The organism is Campylobacter sp. 2018MI01, from assembly GCF_018501205.1.
Classification (GTDB): Bacteria; Campylobacterota; Campylobacteria; order Campylobacterales; family Campylobacteraceae; genus Campylobacter_E.
The window spans coordinates 1-1,782 of record NZ_JAHCZE010000109.1; the positions used below are offsets into that span (position 1 = coordinate 1).

Genomic DNA, 1,782 nt, shown 5'->3' on the forward strand with positions numbered 1-1,782 from the left:
CTTGTGTTTATACTAATAGCTTATATTTTAATAAACTATACTTTTTATCATTTATTAATGCGATATAAAAGTAAGCTTTTGCTAAGTCTTGGAATAGGTTTAAATTTAGCAATACTAGGATATTTTAAATACAAACACTTTGTTATAGATAATATAAACAATATTTTTAGTCTTGACATTATAAATCCAGCTATATTGCTCCCACTTGGAATTTCGTTTATTACATTTCAGCAAATAGCGTTTTTGAGCGATTGTTATAAATATCAGTGTGATATAAAAATTCTCGTGGGGGGGGGTATTTTAGGATTTATAAACTTTAGTTTATTTGTAAGCTTTTTTCCACAGCTAATTGCTGGACCTATTGTGCATTATAAAGAAATGATGCCACAATTTAAAAATCCAAACAACTTTATATTAAGATATAAAAACATAGCTTTAGGATTATTGTTTTTTACGATTGGTTTATTTAAAAAAGTAGCTTTAGCTGATTATCTAGCACCTAGTATTGATGCGACTTATAAGTTTGTAGAAGATGGTGGAGTATTAAATCTAATTGAAAGCTGGGTATTAACTCATGCTTATACCTTTCAGCTTTACTTTGATTTTAGTGGGTACTCTGATATGGCAATAGGCTTAGCATTGTTTTTTAATATAAAATTACCTTATAACTTTAATTCTCCTTATAAGTCTTTAAGTATTTCGGAGTTTTGGCAAAGATGGCATATGACACTTGGAAGATTTTTAAAAGATTATATTTATATCCCGCTTGGTGGAAGTAGGGTTGGCAAATCTAGACAATACATAAACTTATTTATAGTCTTTTTAATAAGTGGAGTGTGGCATGGAGCTGGATGGGGATTTATAATATGGGGAAGCTTACATGGAATTGCAATATGTATTCATAAAGCATATATGAGTGTGTTTGCTAATACTACTTGGTTTAAGAATAGATTAAATAGTAAGTTTTATAAAGTAATAATGTGGATTATTACATTTGAGTTTATTAATATTACTTGGGTGTTTTTTAGAGCTACTAGTATAAATGATGCTTTAAGTGTTATTAAGAGTATGTTTTTAATACACGGACAAATCGTGCTAAGTCCTAATATGCAAAGATTATTTCAAGATAATCCTTTATTTGCATTTGGTAAATGGGGAGAGCATTTTACTATAGGACAAAGTGCTATGTTAAATGCTGTGCTTTTAATGATAGCTTTTGTTTTGTTATTTAGGTCTTCACATTTAAATATATATAAAAAGTTTATTTTTAAAGATAGATATTTTGTATTAATAGGGATTATGCTGATTTGGTGTATTTTAAAGCTTAATATTACTGCTTATACAAAATTTATATATTTTAACTTTTAGGAATATTTATGAATAGATATTTAAAAAGAATAATTATAGGAGCTTTTATAATTCCTTTGATAGGGTTTTTATATATTGTTAGTCTTGTTTATTTTTACGACCCATTGCAGCTTTTTAACGAGAAATATCCTAATAAATATTTAGCAGATACTAGAATAGCGGCAAAAAGAGTAATTGATAATTATGAATTTGATAGTGTTTTATTAGGTAGTTCTATGCTTTTAATGAGTGAGCCAAAAGAATTAAATAATGGAAAATATATTAATATTACTTTAGATGGTTCTATTAGTGAAGAAAGAGCGTATTTGTTAGAATATTTATTTAAAACCAAAAATATTAAGAATATTATTTATACTCTTGATGGTGTTATTCAAGATACAAGTTATTATAAAAAACAATTTTCTTATTTATATG

1 protein-coding gene and 1 pseudogene are annotated in these 1,782 nt (G+C 26.5%); both read left to right on the forward strand.

The genetic code is table 11. The features are described from left to right. A partial coding sequence (locus KJQ97_RS09180; protein ID WP_214120659.1) for an MBOAT family O-acyltransferase occupies positions 1-1,368 on the forward strand: 1,368 nt, incomplete at its 5' end. An 8-nt stretch (positions 1,369-1,376) separates the two neighbouring features. Continuing rightward, positions 1,377-1,782: pseudogene (locus KJQ97_RS09185) on the forward strand (hypothetical protein); the annotation flags it as partial.